Annotated in this window: 16 protein-coding genes; 5 read left to right on the plus strand and 11 right to left on the minus strand. The window is 60.8% G+C overall.

Going from position 1 to position 22,112, the window contains the following annotated elements; genetic code table 11:
• Window positions 1-179: 179 nt before the first annotated feature.
• Window positions 180-1,400, plus strand: a complete 1,221-nt coding sequence (locus VE23_RS11375) for an MFS transporter (protein WP_049867995.1) — start codon at window positions 180-182, stop codon at window positions 1,398-1,400.
• 148 nt (window positions 1,401-1,548) lie between these two features.
• Here VE23_RS11375 and VE23_RS11380 read toward each other — a convergent pair whose 3' ends face one another.
• Entirely contained in the window at window positions 1,549-3,000 is a 1,452-nt protein-coding gene (locus VE23_RS11380; protein ID WP_048746398.1) for a DHA2 family efflux MFS transporter permease subunit, read from the minus strand.
• A gap of 160 nt (window positions 3,001-3,160) precedes the next feature.
• Here VE23_RS11380 and VE23_RS11385 point away from each other — a divergent pair, with 160 nt between their 5' ends.
• Window positions 3,161-3,865 carry a TetR/AcrR family transcriptional regulator gene (locus tag VE23_RS11385; protein WP_048746396.1) on the plus strand — a complete coding sequence of 235 codons (705 nt, stop codon included), beginning with the start codon at window positions 3,161-3,163 and terminating at the stop codon, window positions 3,863-3,865.
• Between the two features lie 84 nt (window positions 3,866-3,949).
• Here VE23_RS11385 and VE23_RS11390 read toward each other — a convergent pair whose 3' ends face one another.
• The 3 genes from VE23_RS11390 to thrS all read right to left on the minus strand — a co-directional run bounded on the left by VE23_RS11390 (window position 3,950) and on the right by thrS (window position 10,507).
• Window positions 3,950-7,414, minus strand: a complete 3,465-nt coding sequence (locus VE23_RS11390; RefSeq protein ID WP_049867996.1) for a galactose-binding domain-containing protein — start codon at window positions 7,412-7,414, stop codon at window positions 3,950-3,952.
• Between the two features lie 538 nt (window positions 7,415-7,952).
• Window positions 7,953-8,582 carry a cyclase family protein gene (locus VE23_RS11395; RefSeq protein WP_049867997.1) on the minus strand — a complete coding sequence of 210 codons (630 nt, stop codon included), beginning with the start codon at window positions 8,580-8,582 and terminating at the stop codon, window positions 7,953-7,955.
• Window positions 8,576-10,507 carry a threonine--tRNA ligase gene (gene thrS / locus VE23_RS11400; protein ID WP_049867998.1) on the minus strand — a complete coding sequence of 644 codons (1,932 nt, stop codon included), beginning with the start codon at window positions 10,505-10,507 and terminating at the stop codon, window positions 8,576-8,578. Before thrS ends, VE23_RS11395 begins: the two co-directional genes overlap by 7 nt.
• A 564-nt stretch (window positions 10,508-11,071) precedes the next feature.
• On the opposite strand from thrS, the gene VE23_RS11405 reads away from it, so the two are divergent.
• Complete coding sequence (locus tag VE23_RS11405) at window positions 11,072-12,025, plus strand: D-2-hydroxyacid dehydrogenase (protein ID WP_049867999.1); 954 nt, start codon at window positions 11,072-11,074, stop codon at window positions 12,023-12,025.
• Between the two features lie 577 nt (window positions 12,026-12,602).
• On the opposite strand, the gene VE23_RS11410 is transcribed toward VE23_RS11405, so the two are convergent.
• Both VE23_RS11410 and VE23_RS11415 read right to left on the minus strand, forming a co-directional pair.
• Window positions 12,603-13,199 (minus strand): NADPH-dependent FMN reductase, encoded by a 597-nt coding sequence (locus tag VE23_RS11410; RefSeq protein WP_049869702.1) that lies wholly within the window; start codon window positions 13,197-13,199, stop codon window positions 12,603-12,605.
• Between the two features lie 140 nt (window positions 13,200-13,339).
• Window positions 13,340-14,554: a PAS domain-containing hybrid sensor histidine kinase/response regulator gene (locus VE23_RS11415; protein ID WP_049868000.1), complete on the minus strand. Its 1,215-nt coding sequence runs from the start codon at window positions 14,552-14,554 to the stop codon at window positions 13,340-13,342.
• Window positions 14,555-14,813: 259 nt separating this feature from the next.
• On the opposite strand from VE23_RS11415, the gene VE23_RS11420 reads away from it, so the two are divergent.
• Window positions 14,814-15,248 (plus strand): pyridoxamine 5'-phosphate oxidase family protein, encoded by a 435-nt coding sequence (locus VE23_RS11420; RefSeq protein ID WP_048747364.1) that lies wholly within the window; start codon window positions 14,814-14,816, stop codon window positions 15,246-15,248.
• Window positions 15,249-15,392: 144 nt separating this feature from the next.
• On the plus strand, window positions 15,393-15,611 hold the full coding sequence (locus VE23_RS25815; RefSeq protein WP_049868001.1) for a carbohydrate-binding module family 20 domain-containing protein: 219 nt from the start codon (window positions 15,393-15,395) through the stop codon (window positions 15,609-15,611).
• 94 nt (window positions 15,612-15,705) lie between these two features.
• Here VE23_RS25815 and VE23_RS11430 read toward each other — a convergent pair whose 3' ends face one another.
• From VE23_RS11430 to allB, 5 genes are read right to left on the minus strand one after another with little or no spacing between them, the layout of a single operon-like run.
• On the minus strand, window positions 15,706-16,254 hold the full coding sequence (locus tag VE23_RS11430; protein WP_048747368.1) for a chromate transporter: 549 nt from the start codon (window positions 16,252-16,254) through the stop codon (window positions 15,706-15,708).
• A 36-nt stretch (window positions 16,255-16,290) separates the two neighbouring features.
• On the minus strand, window positions 16,291-17,886 hold the full coding sequence (gene ggt, locus VE23_RS11435) for a gamma-glutamyltransferase (protein ID WP_049868003.1): 1,596 nt from the start codon (window positions 17,884-17,886) through the stop codon (window positions 16,291-16,293).
• A complete protein-coding gene (locus VE23_RS11440) occupies window positions 17,883-19,214 on the minus strand; it encodes a pyridoxal-phosphate-dependent aminotransferase family protein (RefSeq protein ID WP_049868004.1) in 1,332 nt (443 codons plus the stop codon). The genes ggt and VE23_RS11440 overlap by 4 nt, the downstream gene beginning before the upstream one ends.
• Window positions 19,211-20,671, minus strand: coding sequence for a Zn-dependent hydrolase (locus VE23_RS11445; RefSeq protein ID WP_164763199.1), 1,461 nt, complete (start codon window positions 20,669-20,671; stop codon window positions 19,211-19,213). The genes VE23_RS11440 and VE23_RS11445 overlap by 4 nt, the downstream gene beginning before the upstream one ends.
• A gap of 23 nt (window positions 20,672-20,694) precedes the next feature.
• The gene (gene allB / locus VE23_RS11450; RefSeq protein WP_049868005.1) at window positions 20,695-22,095 is read right to left on the minus strand and encodes an allantoinase AllB; all 1,401 of its coding nucleotides are present in this window, start codon (window positions 22,093-22,095) and stop codon (window positions 20,695-20,697) included.
• Between the last annotated feature and the right edge of the window lie 17 nt (window positions 22,096-22,112).

Genomic DNA, 22,112 nt, shown 5'->3' on the forward strand with positions numbered 1-22,112 from the left:
CCCTTATGCCTGTCCGCTGATTCGGCCGATGTCTGCCAAGGCCAGCTGATGCCAACCGATCCGGTCGATGTCCGCCAGAGCAAGCGGATGTCCGCTTATTTCGGTTGATGACAGCTGAAGCCCCACGTTTTGAAGCTAGAGATGAATAGACCACTTGGAACAGAGAGGAAACCGAAACCATGTCACAAGCTGTCGCCCGTAGAATATCGACGAATGCCACCGTTTTCCCGATCCTGTTCATGATCAGCACGGTCCACCTGCTCAACGATTCCATGCAATCGACCGTGACGGCCCTCTTTCCCGTCCTTCGCGAGACCCAGCATCTCAGCTACGGGCAGATCGGCCTGATCGCTTTTATGATGAATATAACGGCTTCATTCCTGCAGCCTCTCGTCGGGCTGTTCGCCGACAAAAAGCCGCGCCCTTACATCCTGCCCTTCGGCGTCTGCTTCACGCTCGTCGGCGTCGTCTGTCTTGCGCTTGCGCCGAATTTCGTGACCATTCTCCTGTCGGTAACAGCAATCGGCGTCGGCTCGGCCATCTTCCATCCCGAATCGTCGCGCGTCGCCTATCTGGCCGCAGGCAGCAGCAGAGGACTCGCCCAGTCGATCTTCCAGGTCGGCGGCAATATCGGCAGCGCGCTCGGCCCCGTCATGACGGCGCTTATCTTCATCCCGCTTGGCCAAAAGGGAGTGCTGCTGTTCGTCGCGGCCGCCGTTGCAGGCATCGCGATCCAGACTTTCGTCGCGCGCTGGTATAGTTCCATCAACGCCGCTCCCCGCCCCAAAAATACGGCCGCGGCCGCAAGCTCCGCCCTGCCGAGGCTGTCTTCGGGCAAGGTGAAGTTCTCCATCGGCATCCTGGTGCTCCTTGTCTTCTCCAAGCATGTGTACCTGTCCAGCTTCACCAGCTTCTACTCGCTCTACCTGATCGACGATTTCGGAATCGGCAAGCAGTCGGCCCAATGGTATCTGTTCGCTTTCCTCGTCGCTTCCGCCGTCGGCACCTTCATCGGCGGACCGCTGGCAGACCGCTTCGGCCGCCGCAATATCATCTGGCTCTCCATCCTGGGAACCGCTCCTTTCTCCCTTTTGCTTCCTTATGCGAGTCCCTTCTGGTCGGCCGTTCTGTGCGTATGCGCCGGGTTCGTGCTTTCCTCGGCCTTCTCTATCATCGTGGTCTACGCCCAAGAGCTGCTGCCGGGCAAAATCGGCCTCGTCTCCGGCTTGTTCTTCGGCCTTGCCTTCGGACTTGGCGGACTCGGCTCCGCCTTGCTCGGCGAGATCGCGGACGCGACCAGCATCGGCCTGGTCATGAAGATCTGCTCTTACCTTCCGCTGCTCGGCATCTTCACCCTGCTGCTGCCCAAGGATAGAGAGCTGCATGGGCAAGGCGCATGAATGGCCTCGCAGCTGTACCCCAAGAATGCAAAAGACACCCGTTTCGGGTGTCTTTTGCATTCTGCGCGTCAAGAGATCCTCGTTCCGATCTCGAGGATTCCTGACCAGCCGAGCGGCCGGCTCCGCGCCGTCTCCTCATCGCCTTCCATCAAAGACCTGCGTCCGCGACTACAGCCGGCCGGTCCGCTTTTTCGATGGCCGGCCTCTTCAGCGTAATCGCCAGCAGCAGCCCTGCCGCCGCCAGAATGGCGATCAATTGATACGCGTTGTGGAACGCATGCGACATCGCATCCGGAAGCACCGCTTCCCCTTTGCGCGCATAATGGTCGGTGCGATTGACCAGAAGCGTCGTAAGTCCCGCGATGGCGAACGAACCGACGACCTGCTGGGCGGCGCTTGTGAGCGAAGTTACCCTGCCGACCAGCTCCTTGGGCGCCGTTTGGATCAAATGCGTATTCAGCGCAATGAACGACATTCCCGTCCCGAATCCGATCAGCGCGCGCGGGACCAAGAACAGCCACGGGCTGTCGCTCGGATCGATGAGAGAGACCAGATAAGCCCCGGCCGTAATCAGGATCAAGCCGCCAATTACCAAAGGACGCGCTCCGATCCGATCGAACAGCCTTCCGCTGAACGGCATCATGACCGCGGAGGCCAGCGCCTGCGGCAGCGTCCACAGCCCAGCCTCGAACGCGCTCATTCCCATCAATCGCTGCATGAAATACGGAATGGCGAAGATCAATCCGAACATGGCGAATTGCATCACCCACTGCACCAGAATTCCCCGCGTAAATTGAATGGACCGGAATACCCTCAGCTCCAGCAGGGGCTCCTTTTGGCGCCGCAGCTCAACGACGGCAAACAAGATCATCGCGACAGCTCCTACGGCCAGGCCGGCAATCGTTTTTGCCGAGGACCATCCCTCCCCCGCTTCGCTCAGTCCGTACGACAGGCCGCCGAAGGCGAACGGCGCCAGCGCGATGCCGGCGTAATCCAGCGGAGCCGAGGCTTTTTTCGGTAGATTCGGCAGGAACATGGCGCTCATGACCACTCCGGCAATCCCGACCGGAATATTGATGAGGAAAATCCACGTCCAGCTGACGTAATCGACGAGATAGCCGGAGACGACCGGTCCGAGCGCAGGCGCAAGCAGGATAGGCAGTCCCATCATGCCCATGATCCGGCCCACCGACTCGGGAGGACTGATCCGGTAGGTCATCGCAAATGCAATCGGCACGACCATTCCGCCGCCCAGCCCCTGCACGACACGAAAGAAGATCAATTGCTCTGCGGTGCCCGCGAAAGCGCAAAGGATGGATCCCGCCGTGAATAAGATAATCGAGACGATGAACGTCTGCTTCGCCCCGAACCGGTCGGAGAACCATCCCGCCATCGGAATGACGACAGCCTGCGCGAGCGAATAGCCCGTAATCGTCCATTGAATCAAGCTCAGCTTGCTATGCAAGTCATCCGCCAGTACCGGAATAGCGACGTTCACCGCCGTCGTATCCAGAATCACCATGAACAGCCCGACGACAATCGCAATCAGCGGAGCCAGAAGCGAACGAACGGGCAAGGACTCTCCAGTTTGTGTGGACATGACAATCTCCCCCAAGCGTATTCATTTTCTTGCCCCTAAAGTAGCATAGGAGACCATACAAAGTAAACTAATTTTATAAAAAAAGTTCAATTCGTATATCACGTTTATATTCAAGAAGAGATGATTTATACTAAAGGGGCCAACCTGGAGGTGTGTTAAAATGTCGGAAACCCCATTTGATCCGCTGTTCGAGAAACGGGAGAAGCTTGTCTTGCGCTTGATGCCCTATGTCCATAAGCATGGCATCAGCCCGCTCAAAATGGATGAACTGGCCAAATATATGGATATCAGCAAAGCGACGATGTATAAATATTTTGCTTCCAAAGATGAAATTGTGGGCTGCATTGTCCACAAATTCGCGGCGTTCGTATCCGATCAAATGCTGTCGGAAGCTCCGCCGAGGCTGTCGCCGGAGCGGCTCTCGCAGCCGTCCGCCGAGGAGCGGAGGTTCTACAACGAATCCTTCGCCCAGGCGTTCAAGCTCACGATCAAGCTGTCTTACTACTTGACGGATGTTCTGATTCAGGATCTGAGCGCGACGTATCCGAGCTTGGCCGTCAAGCTTGCTGAAGCCGTAGAGCTTTGCAAAATCAAGCTGTCCGACTACTTCGAGAGCGGCATTCAGCTCGGGGTATTTTATCCCATCAATACGCGGCTTTATCTGACCCAGGTCGATCTTGTCTTTCGGAAGCTGCTGGATCCCAAATGGCTGATGCTGCAAGATATGACCTTGAAGCAAGCTCTGATGGACTTTTTCAAGACCATGAAGCATCAGGTCTTCTATGAAAAATGGATGGATGAAGATTATTCCTCGATTGAGCTCTATTTCGACCGATTGATTGCGGGGATGAGAACGCAGGAATGATAGAGCATCGTCGTTGATAGGCTGGCTGCCAAGCCAAAAAAACCCGCCGAATGTATCCGGCGGGCAGTCTCGCGCATGTCGATATCAGTTGACCACGATCTTGAACGTTGAGGTCGTGTTTTTGATATTCGTGAAGTTGTTCGTCATTTTCAGGTTGTTGAATGTCACGGAACCGACTGCCGGCCCTTGGCCGGGTTCAGGCATTTCATTGGCCCAGATGGCTACGCCGGACTTGGCGTCGTAGGCATCCCCGCTCTTCTGCGCACCGGAGATCGAGATGTTGCTGAAGATCGTGTCGGTGACCGGGTTTTGCGGCTGGCCCCCGCTGTAGTTCGTCTGGAACATGATGCCGACATAAGTCGGGTCGATGATGTCCACGTCGCTGACGCGGATGCCCTGGAATACTTTGGACGCCGAGAACACCCAGATGGCCGGGAATACCTGCTGTCCCCAGAAATGGCCGCCGGAGCGGACGACCGAAATGTTCTGCAGATTGGTCGTCGGCGAAGCGCCGAAGCCGTTCATCGGATACCCGAAGTCGAGCGAGCTGATCGTGATGCCGGAGTAGCAGAGCGTGTCGGCAATGTAGATGTTGCGGAACGTGTTGCCGTAACCTCCGTACACCGCCAGGCCTGCCGCGCGCCAGGTAAGGATCGAGGTCAGGTTCTCGAAGATGTTGTCCTTCTCGTCCGCTCCGCCTGCATCGATCGCCGAGAACAGCGCGAAGCTGTCGTCGCCCGTCGCCCGCGCCTCGATGTTGGAGACGAGATTGTTCGTGCTGCCGTTGGTCATGTTGATGCCGTCGGCAAAGGTGTTGCGGATGCGGGAATTTTTGATCGTCATGTAGTCGGTGTTGGCGCCCCAGTACATGCACACCTGATGCTCCGTCCAGATGTTGTCGATCGTCATGTTCGCCACGTTGGAGAAGTCGAATACTTTGCCCGGTCCGTCGATGCGGCTCTTGTAGTTGCCGAAGTAGGCGAAGCCGGAGAAGGTCGAGCCATTGGCCGTCGCTTCGGCGCGGAAGCCGATGTCCGTATTGTCCTGGTTGGCCGGCGCCGTGAAGCGCGTATACCAAGGGCCTGCGCCGACGATTTTGACCGGCTTGCCGTAGACCTGGAACTTGTTCGAGGTCGAGTACGTTCCCGCCGGCAGATAAACGCCTTCCAGCGTGCCGGTCGTGTCCATGCGGAATTTGTCCAGCGCGTTCTGCACGTCCTGATGCGTGAAGCCGGCCGGAACGACGTACTTCGCCGGGTTCGGGTTGGCGATCAGGGCCACCTGCTCCAGGTTGATGAAGTCGATCGCATAGTTCGTCGTGTTGGCTGCATCCTTCTGCAGCTTGATCGTGCTGCCCGCCGGAATCGTCGTGTCGAACATCATGTTGGCCTCGTCATAAATATGACGCGGTCCGCCGGAGGAAGGACTGTTGTCGGGATTCGTTTCATTGCCGTACAGCCAGGCGTATTTGCTGGTGAGCTGGATGGCTTTGGCGAAGCTGCCGTTCACGTACACGTTGAGGGTGGAGTCGATGCCTCCTCCGCCGGGAGCGTCGGGAATGGAGAAGCGGACGACGAGCGTGTTCGTGCTCGCCTTCGTCGTGAACTGCACATAGCTGCCGGTCGAGTTCAGCGTGACCGCCTTGCGGCCGGAAGCTTCGCCGGCGATGTCGCCGATGTTCCGGTTCGGCCCGACGACGGAGGCGCCGCCGCCCGTAGCGCCGTCTTCGGCTTCGTACATGTCATACGGCATATTCGCGCCGCGTCCGACGAAGAACGATTGCGTGCTCGTGTTGTTCGCCTGCTTGACCGGCAGCTCGTTGCCGTCGACGGCGATGACGGTTTTGACGGTATATTTGCCGTTCACGGCCGTCCAGGTGCCGAGGCTGATCGGAGGCGTCGAAGCGCCGGCCGCAAGCGTGCCGCTGTAGGAACCGGTAAGCGTTTTCAGCACCGCTCCGCTCGATGCGTCCGACAGCGTCAGAGTAATGCCGTGAGCGCCGGCCGCGGATGCCGCCGTTCCTTGGTTTTTGAGGATGACCGAGAAGCTGACCGTATTGCCTGCAGCCGGATTGCCCGGACTCCAGCTCACGCTGGAAGCGATGAGGTCGGAGCTCGATACGGGGCTGACAACGAGCGGCGACGAGGCCGTGAAGCTGTTGTTGTTCTCGTTCAGTTCAACGACCGCGTTGTTTTCGTCGACCTTGGCGGTCGCTTGATAGGAGCCTGCGTCCTTGGCCCCGATGCTGAGCGGCACGTTGACGGAAGCGCCTGCCGCAAGAGCGCCGACATCGGCTGTTCCGGCCAAAGTGCTGCCCAGGTAGAAGTTGACCTTCGTGGCGGCCGATGCCGCCGTTCCGATGTTGCGGACGGCAGCAGTGAGCGTCACGGAGTCTGTTTCCACTGGAGAGGCTGGAGTCCAGGTGAGAGCGGAAACCGTCAGATCCGGATTCGGAGCCGGCGTGCCGATGACCTGGAACTCGGCGACCTGGCCTGCCGAGGAGCCCGTGTTCGCCGTAAAGACGAGCTGCACGTCGCTCGCGGTGCCGGAGACAGGAATCGTCACCGTGTTCCCCGTAGCCGGATCGAAGACGTAGTCCTTGGCGGCGACGAGGCTCGTGAAGGAGCTTCCGTTCTGGGTTTTGCCCATCACCTGGATCGTCTGTGTGCGCTTGCCCCAGGACGAATCGGGGTTCAGCTTCAGCACGATCGAGCTCAAGGCAGCATTCGCGCCCAGGCTGACGGTCAGCGTGTTGGGATAGGAGCCGCCGGCGCCTTCCCAATAAGTAGCCGTGTTGCCGTCATTGGCGTTGGCCGCTACGAAGGTATACACCGTCGAGCTGGCCGAGATCGGCTTGCCCTGGGCAAGATTCGAGCCGGGACCCGGCGTCGGGGTGGCTGTAGGCGTTGGTGTGACGGTTGGTGTCGGTGTTGGTGTCGGTGTCGGTGTCGGTGTTGGCGTTGGCGTTGGCGTTGGTGTTGGTGTTGGTGTTGGTGTTGGTGTTGGTGTTGGTGTTGGTGTTGGTGTTGGTGTTGGTGTCGGGGCGGTTCCGCCGTAGATCTCGAACTCCGAGAATTGGCCAGCCGGCCAAGCGGTGTTGGAGGCGATCGTCAGCTTCACGTAACGTACGCTTGCCGCCGTGAACGAGACGGTGACCGTATTGCCGCTGGCGGGATCGAAGGTGTAGTTGGCGGCGGCTTTCAGAGTGGTATAAGCAGAATCGTTCGTACTGCCGGAGATGAGGATATTCTGCGTGCGGGCTTCCCATCCCGAAGGCAGCTTCAGGACGACTTGGCCGACGCTCTGCGAGCTTCCGAGGTCGATTCGGACCCATTGCGGCCAAGCATTGTTGACGCTTTCCCAATAAGTCGATGCATTGCCGTCGTTGATGTTCGATGCCTGGTAGACATCCGCGTAGCCGCTTGCCGCCACGGACTTGCCGAGCGCGAGGTTCGTCGCCGCTTCAGCCGCATTCGGATGCAGCGACAGCGATCCGAAGATCAGCGCCAGGGCAAGCAGCAGCATTGAGGCGCGTTTCGTTTTTGCCATTCGTCAATTGCCTCCTTAATAATAGAGAGAATGATAGAGGACAAGCCGTAAACGCTTACAATTTTCTGCGGCATCATGCCACAGCCTTCTGCCCTCCCCGCTGCGGGTATAGTTGCGATACCGTCCGGGCTGACTGTCTATCCCTTTCGGCATAGAGCCTTTCTGCGCCGGAGCGGTCTCGCCTATTTATTATGGCCTTCTCCGATCGGTTTAGCGATGTGTTGAATTACGGACCTCATGTTCATTTCTACGCTGGCAGGCTCGTTCAGCACAGAAAAAGGGTTCCCTCTCCTTTCGCCATGTCTCATGCGCTTCCTTATACATCGTATCTTGGTATAAATAGAATACATTCATTGCTACATTTTACAATAATAGAATATATTTTCATAAACTGAACGAGAGTTCGCTTCCGATCTGTTCGAGATTTATTCCGAATTGGCCCGTCGATGCTAATAACCGCTCTGTCTGGAGCTTTCGTCGAACGTCGAAGAAAAGCCCGAATGCCGCATATCGCTGGGCATTCGGGCTTTTTAGGAACTTACTTTTCAAGAATGCGCGCGACGACCCGCGCCAGCGCCGAGTCGGCTTCAATCTTGAGCGGGAGCGCGATGACCTCGAACGCCCCCTGGCCGGACAGCTTCTCCAGGCCCGTCAAATTTTCCGCGATCAGAATCCCGCTGCGGAACAAGAGCTTGTGCACCTCGAACGGATACCGGTCCGGAGACGGCGTATCCAGTCCGACCATTTTCACCCGATTGCGTACGAGAAGCTCTGCGAAGGCTTCGCTCAGCACCGGATAATCTTGGAAATAGTCAGGGTTCCCGAACAGCCGGTCATGCCCCGTACGGATCAAAACAATTCCTCCGGGCTTCAACAACTCCTCATATTCCGCCCGGTATTCCACCTTCTCAAGGCCTTCCGCCTCGATCAGGCAGCCTTCCCCGATGAACGATTCCAGCGGCTGCCGGCTCAGATAATCGTGAACGTCGAGCAGATGCATCGGCCCGTCGATATGGGTTCCCGCATGCATATTGGCCGTCAGGAGGTGGTTGTTGTACCCATCCCGGCCGATCTCGCTGGACTGGATGAGCACCGTCTCCCGGTCGCCGGGGTAGACGGGAAGATCGTGGCGATCGTGGCGCACCGCATGGGTCAAATCGATCAGCACGGCCCGTCTCCTCTCCGCTGGGAAGCAATCTCCTCCCGCATGCTCATGATCAGATCCTCCAGACTCATCGTTCCGAGATCCCCTTCACCGCGCTTGCGTACCGCTACACGGCCCGAAGCAGCCTCCTGCTCGCCGAGCACCAGCATGTACGGCACCTTCTGCAGCTGGGCTTCGCGGATCTTGTAGCCGAGCTTCTCCGTACGGACATCCGCCTCGACTCGGATTCCCGCTGCCTGGAGCTGGGCCTTGACCCGGAGCGCATCGTCCAAATACTTGTCGGATACCGGCAGCAGCCTGACCTGTACGGGCGCCAGCCAGAGCGGAAACGCTCCCTCGTAATGCTCCGTCAGAATGCCCATGAACCGGTCGATCGACCCGTACACGGCGCGGTGGATGACGACAGGCGTATGCTTGCCTCCGTCCTCGCCCACATAGGAGAGGCCGAACTTCTCCGGCATCTGGAAGTCGAGCTGGATCGTGCCGCACTGCCAGCTCCGCTTGAGAGCGTCCTTGATATGATAATCGATCTTCGGCCCGTAAAAGGCTCCGTCGCCTTCGTTCAGCCGATACTTCACGCCGCGGCTCTCCAGCACCTGCCGCAGGGAGCGCTCCGCCTCCTCCCATAGCTCCTCAGAGCCCATCGAGTCTTCCGGGCGTGTGGACAGCTCGATCTCGTAGGTGAATCCGAACACCGTGTACACATGGTCGATGAGCTCCATGATGGAAGCGATCTCGCTCTCGATCTGGTCCGGCCGCACGAACAGATGGGCGTCGTCCTGGCAGAACGTCCGGACTCGCGTCATGCCGCTCAGAGCGCCGCTGAACTCGTGGCGGTGCACCTGGCCGAATTCGGAGATGCGGATCGGCAGCTCGCGGTAGGAATGGAGGCTGTTTTTGAACACCAGCATATGCCCCGGGCAGTTCATCGGCTTGAGCGCGAATTCCGCCTCGTCCACCTGCGCGAAATACATGTTGTCCTTGTAATGGTCCCAGTGCCCGGACTCCTGCCACAGGCGCTTGTTCATCATGAGCGGCGTCCTCACCTCGTCGTAATCCCGCTTGCGCTGCAGCTCCCGGGCGAAGTCCTCCAGCTCCGTGCGGATCGTCATTCCGTTCGGCAGATAGAACGGCATCCCTGGCGCTTCCTCGGAGAACATGAACAGGCCGAGCTCTTTGCCGAGCTTGCGGTGATCCCTTTTCTTCGCTTCCTCCAGCAGCTGCAGATGCTCTTCCAGCTCGGACTTCTTGAAGAAGGCCGTGCCGTAGATGCGCTGCAGCATGGGACCGGCCGAATCCCCGCGCCAGTACGCTCCCGCCACGCTCTGCAGCTTGAACGCCTTCACGAGCCCCGTCGAAGGCAGATGCGGACCGCGGCACAAATCCTCGAATTCGCCCTGAGCATACAGAGTGATGACGGCATCCTCCGGGAGATCCTGAATAAGCTGAACCTTGTAAGGCTCCCCCTGATCTCGGAAGAGGGCAAGAGCCTCCTCCCGGCTCGCCTCTCTCCGGATGATCGGCAGGTTTTCCCGGATGACGGCTTCCATCTCCCGCTCGATGGAGGCCAGATCCTCGCTGGACAAGCTTCGTTCCATGTCGATGTCGTAGTAGAACCCGTCCGCGATGACCGGACCGATGCCGAGCTTGACGGCTTCTTGGCCGTACAGCCGCTTGAGCGCCTGGGCCAGAATATGGGCCGTGCTGTGGCGGTAGATTCCGAGTCCGTCCTCGCTGCTCAGTGCGACGATCTCGACGAGCGAGCCGTCCCGTACCGGGACTCCGAGATCCGCCAAGCTTCCGTCGATTTTTGCCGCGACAGCCTGCTTGGCAAGTCCTGGGCCGATCGACTCTGCGATATCCCTGCCCGTGGTTCCCTGCGGGTACCTCCTTGCGTTTCCGTCTGCCAGCCGAATGTTGATGTCCACGATTTCTTCCTCCCTTTCCGAATATTGAACGCATGCTTGCTGTTCGCCGCCTTATCCGGCAGCGGACGCTGGCGCCGGAGGGGAAGAGCAGCCGACAACTGCTTTTCGCCCAACAAAAAAAACGCCTCCGTCCCTGGAAAGGGACGAGTGCGTTCAGCTCGTGGTTCCACCCTTGTTCGACAAGCAGGCGCTAGGCGCAAAGGCGAAAAAATGCCCTGCGTGCGGAGCTGCGAGTCCTCATGGAATCGGGTAACGGGGATCGGCCGGTGCCGCCTACCCACCCGCAGCGCGGGCTTCGGCGGACGGCTGCGAAGGGGTAATCCACGCCCGGTTCCCGGGGAAGCTTGCAGCCTGGGCTTCCCTCTCTGTGCCGTCCGGTATCGGAGATCATGTCTTCGGTCATTGCCGTCTCGTATTCGATTAGGGACTATCTTACAAACACGAATCGGCAATGTCAAGACATGACCGCGGCCGATGTTTGAATTGAGACCGCATTCGTTGATAGACTAGGAGAAGAACCATCGGCAGCTGCGGCTGCATAACCCCGTTAGGAGATGAGCCCTTATGCCAACCATGATTTGTCTGCACGGACTCACGCCAGAACTCGAACAGCAGGTGCGCGACGCCGCGCCGGGCTGGAACATCGTATTCGGACGGCCCAAGGAGCTGGAGGACGCCCTCTTCCGTGAAGCCGAGATCGTCTGCGGCTGGAGCCCTGCCGTCGAGAAGGAATCGCTCGGCGAAGGCGGCAGCCTGAAATGGCTCCAGTCCTGGTCTGCCGGCGTGGAAAAAATGCCGCTGGACAAGCTGGAGCAGGCCGGCGTCATCCTGACGACGGGCAGCGGCGTCCATCCGGTCCCGATGTCGGAGACGGCGCTCGGCATGATGCTGGCATTCTCGCGTAAGCTGCATCTGTCAATCCGCGCCCAGATGAGCGGCGAATGGCAGGAGCGCAGCGGTCATACCGAGCTGTACGGACGCACGCTGGCCGTCATCGGAGCGGGCGAGATCGGCACCGAGCTCGGCCGCATCGCCAAAGCGCTCGGCATGACGACGATTGGCGTACGCAGCACGGCCAAGCCGACCCCGCATATGGACGAGGTGTTCGGAATCTCGGATCTGACTTCCGTTCTGGAGCAGGCGGATTACGTCGTGAATGTGCTGCCGCATACATCCGAGACGGAAAACGTCTACGGCAAGAAGGAATTTGCAGCGATGAAGGACTCCGCCGTGTTCATCAATATCGGACGCGGCAAATCCGTCGATACGGATGCCCTCGTCGACGCTCTGCGCTCCGGCGCCATTGCAGGCGCGGGCCTCGATGTAACCGAGCCGGAACCGCTGCCGCAGGGCCATCCGCTCTGGGAGCTGGAGCAGGTCATCATCTCCCCGCATGTCGGCGGCGACACCGACCGCTATAAGGAGCGCATTGCGGCGCTGTTCATCGAGAATCTCAAGGAATATGTGCGTACCGGCAAGCCGGCGCGGAACATCGTGGATTACGGCCGGGGCTATTGAGGAAAGCCGGCAATCGAGATTAAGGCATAAAGAGGCCGCCTTTAAGTCAACCGTTGACTTGGGGACGGCCTCTTTTCGGCTTGCATCCTACTCTCGCTTCAAGATTGGAACGGGAGCGAGGGGCTTTTCCCTCTCTGCGCAGGACTTTCGCTTATGTTGAATTCAATCCCATGTATTCCTGCCCTGTACGAGCCTTGAAATAATGGTATAACCAATCGCGTGCAGGCGAATTAGACGTTTTTTTCGGCTCTAGCGACTCATCTGCAGGCGAGTTTCAAGCAGACTGCCTGCTGCGTCCTCGGCCTCGAACCGCTAGTCCACCACGACCGGCCCAAAACCGGATTTACGGCCATCCAGGATTGCTATGGGCCAACCCAAAAAACCGCGCTTCTCCTGTCGAAGGAAAAGCGCGGTTTTTTTGATTGAGGCAGCGGCCAGCGCAGCTCTCATCATCGGTCAAGGAAATGCCACCCCTCCAATTGGGAAGGAGAAATACCGGCCGCTAGAGGAACCCCGTCGGCTCGCCGAAGACGCTCCGCACAGGAAGCTTACTCCGAAGACGATCCGCTCGAAAAGCTTACTCTCCGGAAAGTCTCAGCTGACGAACCAGACGGGTCAGATGCTCCAGCGCATAGAGCACGCGCTGCTTGACCTTGTCCTGCTCGGGCTCGCCGTCTTCGCCGAAATTGCGGTTGTCTCCGCCGATGGAGACCCACTCCGTGCAGTTGATGCCGTGCAGGTTGCGCACGATCGTCTGGAGCTGCGTCAGCGAGCTGACTCCGACAGCTCCCGCCGCGGAGCTCGCGACGAGCACCGGCTTGCCTTCGAACTGGGCAGAGCCGAGATAATCAAGCGCGTTTTTGAGCGTACCGGAGAAGGAGCCGTGGTACTCCGGCGTGCCGAGGATGAGGCCGTCGGCTATTTGCGCCGCCTCGACCAGCTGCTTCACATTGTTTTCGAAGTACTCCATCGTCTCGGGAGAAGTGAAGATCGGAAGCTGGAGCTCCTGCGTAATTTCGGGCTGATCCGCGGAATACAGCGGCAGCGGAAGCTTGTGGAGATCGATGAACGTCACCTCGATGTCCTGCTTAATCAGCTCCTTCTCCATATACCGAAGCAGCAGCGTACTGGTCGAATTGATCCGGTTTCCTCCGGCGATAACGGCAATGTTCATGGTTCTCTCCATCCCTCCGGCTCCCATAGGCTGGAAGCTTTTTTCTTTATTATACTCGATCCTCCTAGTTTCTCAAGTTATTTCTTTACTTAGTATCAAACGGACTGCTTCCGGTTCTCGTCTTGCCCGAAGGATGCCGCTTAGCTGTCCTTATAGCCGGCTTTGATCCGAAACGCGACTTCCGTTCCTTTGTCGAGCGGCTTGAGATGGATGCCGCCGCCCATCCTCTGGACGAGATTTTTGCAGATGGCAAGGCCAAGCCCCGTCCCTCCGTACAGACGGGAGATGGACGAATCGGTTTGTCTGAACGGCTGGAACAGCAGATCGAGCTTATCCGGATCTACGCCGATGCCGGTATCCGCCACCAGGAACTCCACCTCGATCTCCGAGCCGCTGCGTCCCGTCTCCCTGACCTTGACCGCGATTCCGCCCTCTTCCGTGAATTTAACCGCATTGCTGATCAGGTTGGTCAGAATCTGGCGCAGTCTCATCTCATCCCCGACAAGCACTTCCGGGAGCCCGGAATCCAGCTCCAGCAGAGCCTGCAGCTGCCGCTCGCGCATCTTCCCGATGAACAGCTGCATGGAATCCAGGACGACGTCCCGCAGCGAAAAGGGGTCGGAAGCAAGCGTCATATGGCCCGACTCCATCTTGGAATAATCCAGCACGTCGTCGATGACGGCCAGCAGGTTGACCCCGCTCCCCCTTATGATATGCACATATTCCCGTTGTTCCTCGCTAAGCTCCGTATCCAGCAGCAGGTCGCTCATGCCGAGCACGCCGTTCATCGGAGTCCGGATTTCATGGCTCATCACAGCCAGGAACTCGCTTTTGATTTTCAACGCTTCCTCCGCCTCGGTCTTCGCCTTCAACAACTCCCTCTGGGCCGCATTGCGCGGGGTCAGATCCTTGGAGATCGTATATATGTCGGCTACTCCCGAGCCGGCATTCCACGGGACGAAAGCCGTGGACAGCTCCAGCTCCCGTCCTTCCTTCGTGATGATTCGGACCTCCGCCGTCTGGGTCATCCCTTGCCTTGCACGCAGAAAGCTGCGGCTGACACGCATGGCGTCGTCGGGATGGATCAGCTGCCAGAACGAAAGTCCCGCCAAATCCCCGAATCGGTATCCCGTCAGCTTGAGGGCGGCCGGATTAAGCCGAATGAGCTCGCCCTCCGGATTGAACAGGCAGACCATGTCCGGGTTATGCTCGAAGATCGAATCGTAACGGCTGCGGCTTCCTCTCGCCTCTCTCCAGGCCGCGCGCTTTTCCAGGGAGAGACTAAAGCTGATCAGCAGCAGCGTGACGATGACCAGGATGAACATCCATGAGAACATGCCGATCCACTCATTCACAGCCAGCCCCTCCTTCCGTTCTCCATTGTTACAGGACATTAACCTAAGGAATGGGAACATAACCGATCGTTCCATGGAATCTGCCGACATGAGGGACATCGTCAGGACGAAATGAATGGCTGATTCCGGAGAGAGCGTTCCGTTCCCCAAGCCTCCTTCCTTAAAGCGCTCCCGCTTCGGTTCATTCCTGTCCGGGCAGGGTACAGGAACACGACGACTCTTTTTTCCTATTCCATCATCAGACAGGAGAGATTGCCTTATGGCGAACAAGCTTGAAGGTGCCGAACTGGAAAATAAAATTGCCGAAGCCTTGCACAAATACGAGTACGGCGTGTTGTCCACGATCGAGGACGACAAGCCGCGCTCTCGTTACATGGCCGTCTTCCATGACGGACTGAACGCCTTGTTTCTCGCCGACCGCAGATCCCATAAGGTCGATCAGCTGGAGGACAATCCGCATGCCAGCCTGCTGCTGGGGCTCGAGGGGCGCAAGCATCCCGGGGTGATCGTGGACATGCAGGGGACAGCGAGCATTAAAAAAGACGAGGGCATCGTGAAAGAACTCTGGGAAGATGACATGAGCCAGTATTGGGACGGCCCCGAGGACCCCAACATCGTCGTGCTGGAGCTGAAGCCCGAGACGATCGTTTATACCGAAGGACACAACGAGCAAAGCGTCTGGAAACGGAGCTAGGCTCAGCCTCAAAAAACGGGGTATTTGTTCAACCAATCCGGATGCAGGCCGGATTGGTTTTTTCTCATGATGACAGCAATCCTCCTGTTTGGGCAGAGTCGAACGCGACGACCGTCATGGGACAGAACGTCTACGTCTCCGGCAATGTCGCCGAGCTGGGACACGGCCAAGGCCGCCGGCCCCGCATCCGCGGCAAGCTATCCGAGCTGGACGCTGACCGTCGCGCTGACCGAGGGCTCCGCGATCGAGTTCAAGGCGATCAAAAAAGACGCCTCCGGCAGCGTCGTCTGGGAAAGCGGCGCCAACCGCGCCTATACGGTCAGCGCAGACAATCCGAGCGTGACGTTCGCTTTCCGGAACTGACGTTCGCTTTCCGGAACTGACGGCTCGTCACTGCATCAAGGGCGGGGCAAGGCAGAAATTCTGCCTTGCCCCGCCCTTTTTTTCCGATGACCGCCTACCCCCGCAGGAACAGCGCGCCTACCGCCAGCGACAGCAGGATGCCCCATACGGCGTTCAGCTTCAGATATTGAACCATGATGAAAAAGACGGCCGCGATCAGAAACGGCAGGAAGCTGACAATCCCGTTCGCCGGCTTGAAGGCGAACTTGGAGAAATCATAGGCCAGCATCGCCATCATGACGAAGATGACGGGCTGGATGCCCTTGATCATTCCTTTGATGACGGGGTTGTCGCTCAGCTTGATCATGATGCCGGAGAGCGCGACCATGACGAGCGCCGTCGGCAGCACGACCGCGACGAGGGCGACGGCGCTGCCCGCCACTCCGCCGACCTTGTAGCCGATATAACCGGCAAGCTTGGTCGCAATCGGTCCCGGCAGCGCGTTGCCGAACGCCAGCGCCTTGCCGAATTCCTCCGAGCTCATCCAGCCGTAGCGGTTGACGACCTGATCCTGGTAGATCGGAATGATGGACGGCCCGCCGCCGTAGCCGAGCAGCGTGGCGACGCCGAAAGAGTAGAACAAATTCCATAATGTAGAGAGCATAAGACGAACTTCCTTTCCTAGTGGAGCCGAGCCGGCCTACCAGCCGATGGCCATGCCGTCCCCTCTTGGATCGGCCGCGCCGGTCAGCAGCCCCTCGCCGCTGATGACGATGCCCTGCGACTGGCCGGTGACGCCGTCCCAGGCTCCGACGAGCTCGACCGCGTGGCCCCACTGCTCCAGCGTCCGGGCGGCCTGCTCCAGGCCGCGGTTCTCCAGCTTGAGCGAATCGCTGCCCGAGCCCCAGGTCCGGCCGTAGATCCAGCGTGGCAGCGCCAGCGCTTCCTGGATGCTGCAGCCGTAGTCGAGCAGGCCGGTGATGACCGACAGCTGCGTCTGCGGCTGGCCTTCGCCACCCTGCGTTCCGACGAGGGCGTACGGCTTGCCGTCCCTCGTAATCATGGCCGGCATCAGCGTATGGAACGAGCGCTTGCTGGGCGCGAGCACATTGGGACGCGCCGGATCCAGCGAGAAGAACGAGCCCCGGTTCTGCATGAGCACGCCGGTCTCCTCGGGCATGTAGGCCGCCCCAAAATCATAATACAAGCTCTGGATAAAAGATACCGCGTTTCCTTCCCCGTCCACGACTGCCGCATACGCGGTATCCTGGCCCATCGCCGGAGACAGATGGGGAGCCGGATCGGGGAAGCTGCGGTCGATTTCCTCATACAAATGCCTGGCATAGGATTTGGACAGCAGCCGCTCCAGCGGGATATGCGCGAAGTCGGGATCCGTCAAATAGCGGTCGCGGTCGCGGAACGTCTTTTTGACCGTCTCGGCCATGAGATGGTAAAACTCCGCGGATTCCCTCGGCACGGCCGACAAATCCGTATTTTCCAGCACGTTCAGCATCATGAGCGCCGAGAACCCCTGCGAGTTCGGCGGCATCTGATGAACGTCATAGCCCCGGTAGTTGACGGAGATCGGCTTCACCCATTCGCCTTGATGGGAGGCGAAGTCCCCTTCCGTCAGCAGGCCGCCGTCGCGCCGCATGCCGTCTACGATCCTCTGCATGACGGAGCCGGAATAAAAGGCGTCCCGGCCGCCGGCCTGCAGCTCCCGCAGCGTGCGGGCCAGCTCCGTCTGGATCAGCCGGTCGCCGATGCCGAGCAGAATGCCATGAGGGAGGTAGATCTCCGCGAGCGGAGCGCAGGCCGCAAGCTCCTTCCCGTTCGCGAGCATCCAGCGATGCAGGTTCGGAGAGACCGGGAAGCCCTTCTCCGCATACTGGACGGCGGGCTCCAGCAGCTCTTCCCACGGAAGGCGTCCGCTGCGCCGCCATACTTCCCACCAGGCGTCGACCATGCCCGGCACCGTGATGGAGCTGCGCACCCCGCGCTGGGGAATGGCGCTCTCCCCCGCATCGAGGTAAACGCCGGGATGCAGCCCGCTGCCGGCGCGGCCGCTGCCGTTGTATCCTTGCAGCCCGCCGCTCGCCGCATCGTAGAGCATGAAAAAGCTGTCTCCCCCGACACCGGTCATATGGGGATACACGACTCCAAGCGACGCGCTGATCGCTACCGCCGCATCGGCGGCGCTGCCTCCGCGCCGGATCATGTCGCGTCCGACCTCGCTCGCGATGTAGTGGGGAGCCGCCACCATGCCCTGGTAGCCCATCGGCATGACCGGCTTCATGACACCGCCTCCTCATAAGCCTGCAGCGCCGCCTGCACGGCCGCTCCTGCAGGCAGGTCGGCCCCGTGCCGCAGCAGCACCGCCTCCAGCGCACCGAGCAGCAGCAGAACGTTGCGCCTGCTGCAGCTGTAGCCCATCGTGCCGATCCGCCAGATCCTCCCCTTGAGCGGACCGAAGGAGCTCGCGATCTCGATGCCGAACTGCTCCAGCAGCATGGACCGCACCGATTCGCCGTCGATGCCGGCCGGTATCTCGATGCAGGTGACGACCGCCAGCTTGCAGGCCGGATCTCCGTAGAAGACATGGCCCATGGCGCCAAGGCCTGCCATCAGCGCTCCTTCATGGAGGCGGTGGCGGGCGAAGCGGGCTTCCAGCCCTTCCTCCAGCACGAGGCGCACGCCTTCGCGGAGCGCATACAGCATGGAGGTCATCTCGGTATGGTGGTTGAGCCGTGCCGGACTCCAGTAATCCTGCAGCTGGCCGAGATCGAGGTAGTTGCTGCGGATGACGCTCCGCCCTCCCTCCGCCTCGGCAGGCGGCTGCAGCAAGGCGCGCCTTGTTGTGGCAGAGCTTGCGCTGGATGCGGATGGCGCTGACGGGGATGATGCTGACACGGATGGCGCATAGGCAGCCGGCGCCTGCAGGCCGCGCTCCACCCGCTTGCGCGCGAGCAGCTTGCGTTCGGCGCGGTCGTTGTAGGTGACCGGCGCCATGCCGGACGGCACGGAGAGGCACTTCTGCGCCCCTCCGATGACGGCATCCAGGCACCAGGCATCGGTCTCGACCGGCACACCGCCGAGCGTGGCGACGGCGTCCACGGCGATCAGAATATCCCGGTCCCGGCAGGCGCGGCCGATCTCGGCGAGCGGCTGCACACGGCCCGTCGATGTTTCGCCGTGTACGATCAGCACAACCTGCGGCCTGCATTCCTCGATAGCGGCGATGACTTCGTTGGATTCAAAGACAGTGCCCCATTCTTTCTCTATTGTATAAACCTCCGCCCCGAGCCTCTGGGCGATTTCCTGCAGCAAATAGCCGAACCGTCCGAAAATCGGGACGAGCACCCGGTCTCCCGGCTCGATCAGAGCGGTCAGCACCGCCTCGATGCCGGATCTGGACGTGCCGTCGACCGGATAAGCCCAGCGGTTCGTCGTCCGGAACAGCTCCCGCAGCATCTCCATCGTCTCGTTCATGAGGCCCGTGAACTCCGGATCGAACTGGCCGAGGATGCCGTGGCTCATCGCCCGCAGCACCCGGGGATCGACCTCCACAGGTCCAGGCGTCATGATGATTCTCGGAGACGGGGACAGGTCGGCATATCGTTTCATGGCACTCTCTCCTCATAAGCAAGCTCGTATAATACGTCCATCAAAACGGCCAGCCCCCGCTTCAGGTCCTCAGGCTCCGTATATTCCAGCGGGGAATGGCTGATGCCGCCGCGGCTCGGCACGAACAGCATCGCGGTCGGGCAGATGCCCTGCAGCAGCTGCGCGTCATGCCCGGCTCCGCTCGCCATCCGGCGGCTGCAGAGGCCGAGGCCCGCAGCCGAAGCTTCCAGCATGGCCGCAAGGCCGGGATGCATCGGAGCCGGAGCCGCATCCATCCACAGCGTGGATTCCAGCTTCAAGCCGCGGCGGTCCGCGATCGCGCCGAAGGTGCGGAGTAGCCCGCTGCAAAAGGCGTCCAGCCCGGCTGCATCGTCATGCCGCACATCCAGCGTGAATGCCGCCTCGCCCGGCACGACGTTGACCGTGCCCGGCTGCACCTCTATGCGCCCGCAGGTCGCGACGAGCGGATCTCCATGCTCCCGCGCCGCCTTCTCGGCGGCGAGCAGCATTTCCGCCGCTCCCGCCAGCGCGTCGCGCCGCAGCCCCATCGGCGTCGTCCCGGCGTGATTCGCCTCGCCGGCCAGCGTCATCGCGTAGCGCCGCTGGCCGACGATGGCCTCCACGATGCCGACATCGTCGCCGGTGCGCTCCAGCACGACGCCTTGCTCGATATGAAGCTCGACAAAGGCATCCAGGTCATGCCGCCGCGGATCCGGCAGGCTCTCCCCGCCGAAGCCGGCTCCATGCATCGCCTCCTCCAGCGTCGCTCCATCCGCGTCGCGGTATCTCCCCGCGTCCGCAGGACCGTACCGTCCCGTCAGATTGCCGGATCCCCAGTACGACAACGGAAACCGGCTGCCTTCCTCCTCGCACAGAGATACGACCTCCAGCGTCCGGCGCGGCGGCCCATAGAGCCGGTTGAGCGCATCCAGCGCGGCGATGCCGGCGGCGATGCCGTAAGCGCCGTCGTAACGGCCGCCCCGGCGGACCGTGTCCACATGCGAGCCGGTCAGAATCGTCCGCCCGCCATCCCTTCCGGGCAGCCGCCCGTACAGGCTGCCGGTCCGGTCCCAGCGCGTCTCCAGGCCGAGGCCGGCAAGCCGCGCCTCCAGATGGCGCTGGGCATCCAGCCAAGCCTCGTCGTAGAGCAGCCTCGTTACGCCGGCCGGAACTCCCGCCATGTCCGGCTGTTCCTTCGCATCGCCCCGCCTGGCTTCCGCTTTGCCCGGCCGTTCTCCCGAACCGCCGGAATCAGCCTCCGCAGCAGCCGTCCGAGCTTGAGTTTCCGGGCCGGCTGCCATCATTCGAGCTTGAGCTTTCGTGCCGGCCGCCATCCTTTCCGTCCCGGGCAGTTCAGTCCCGGCCTCTTCGGCTCCGATCCGAGCCAGCTCCTCCAGAATATCCATCATGCAGGCTGCCGCCCCGTCCGCGGCGGCAGCCTCTCTATGTCTGGCCATGGGCCGGCCTCCTTTCCCATCCATCAAGCCTTGCCGGCATAGCTGCCGAGGCCGGCGCGTATTCTCGCCCCGCCACCGGGCAGAACGCCGCTTTCCAGGGAATAGGCAAGCTCGCCCCGCAGCAGCGTCCCGGCCACTCTGCAGCCGAATTCCATGCCCTCGTACGGGCTGTGGGGATGCAGGTACTGCAGATGCCCCTTCTCGAGCGTGTAGCGATGCTCCATGTCCACGAGCGCAAGATCGGCGTCGAGTCCGGGAACGATGCCTCCCTTGGCCGCGAAGCCGAAGCGCGCTGCCGGCGCCTGCGACAGCACCCTCGCCACAAGTCCGGCAGGCAGCCCCCTTTTCCCCACGCCTTCGTGGAGCAGCAGCTCCATCGTGCTCTGGGCTCCGGAGATGCCTCCCCAGCCGTCAAAAAAGCTCAGCCCGGGAGCTTCCTTCAGCTCGAAGGGCGAGGGGGAATGATCCGAGGAGACGAGATCGATCTTGCCCGCGGCAAGCTGCTCCCACAGGCGGTCCCTGCTCTCCGCGCCGCGCAGCGGAGGAGCGCATTTGGCGACGGCTCCCAGCCTGGCCATATCCTCCTCGGTCAGCATCAGATAGTGCGGACAAGTCTCCACCGTGACGTCCATTCCGCTCTTCTTGGCGCTATGGATCAGCTCTACGGAATCAGGATGGCTGATATGCACGAAATGGAGGCGGCATCCGGTCCTGCCGGCGTAGAAGAGCGCCCGGTTGACCGCCTCGAGTTCCGCGATCGGCGGACGAGACGCCGCAAAATCAAGCGCGCCCGTACGCCCTTCGCGCCGCATGGCATCTCCGAGAGCCGTCGTCATGCTGTCGTTCTCCGCATGCAGCGCCAGCACCCCGCCGAAGGAGGCGATCCGGCGCATCCCTTCATACAAGGTCCAGTCGTCGGCCTCGACGAAGCGGCCCTCCCCTTCGCCGCCCGGCTTGGAGACGAACGCCTTGAAGCCGACGACGCCCGCCTCGGCCATCGGCTCGAGCTCCTGCAGCTTGCCGGGCACAAGCCCTCCCCAGAAGGCGTAATCGACCGCCGACCTGCCCTCGGCCGCCTCCGCCTTCAGCGCGAGCGCCGCGGTATCCACCGTCGCGGGCAAGCCGTTCAGCGGCATGTCGGCATACGCGGTGAAGCCGCCGGCGGCCAGCGCCGCGGAGCCGGTCGGAAACCCTTCCCAGTGGCCCATGTTCGGCTCGTTGAAATGGACATGGACGTCGATGCCGCCGGGCATGACCAGGCAGCCCCCGGCGTCGATGATTTCCGCTCCGGCCGCTTCCAGCCCGTTTCCGACTGCTGCGATCCGGCCGCCGCAGATGCCGATGTCCGCCTGCTGCGGCTCGTCATGGCCGGGCAGCACGACAAGGCCGCCGCGCACGATCTTTTGGAATCCGCGTTCTTCCATTCCATCCGCCTCTTTTC

Origin of the sequence: Paenibacillus sp. D9, from assembly GCF_001188365.1 — a bacterium.
GTDB classification, from domain to species: domain Bacteria; phylum Bacillota; class Bacilli; order Paenibacillales; family Paenibacillaceae; genus Paenibacillus_O; species Paenibacillus_O humicus.